At 66.5% G+C, this 275-nt stretch carries 1 protein-coding gene; it reads left to right on the top strand.

Annotated elements, in window-relative coordinates; genetic code table 11:
• Positions 1 to 78 precede the first annotated feature (78 nt).
• Positions 79 to 275: arsenate reductase/protein-tyrosine-phosphatase family protein (locus V0R37_RS22145; protein WP_489685817.1), on the top strand; the 197-nt coding region annotated here is incomplete at its 3' end.

Raw genomic sequence — 275 nt, 5'->3', positions numbered from 1 at the left:
GGCGCTGGCCGCGGCGGCGAACCCGTCGGGGGTCGATACCCCTGAGGACCTGACACGGGTACGCGCCTTGATGACCTCATCGGAGGATCGTTCATGAAGCGCGTGCTGTTCGTCTGTTTAGGCAATATTAGCCGCTCGCCCACGGCGGAAGGCGTTTTTCAGCAGGCCGTGGTGCGAGCAGGGCTGGATGGCCGCGTCACCATCGACTCCTGCGGAGTAGGTGACTGGCACGTGGGGAAAGCCCCAGACCCCCGCTCCCAGGCGGCGGCGCGTCA

This window comes from Pollutimonas rozaliensis, from assembly GCF_048751585.1.
In the GTDB taxonomy this organism is placed as follows: Bacteria; Pseudomonadota; Gammaproteobacteria; order Burkholderiales; family Burkholderiaceae_B.
Note: the sequence above shows the minus strand (reverse complement) of the source record. Positions and strands in the feature narration are given on the sequence as shown.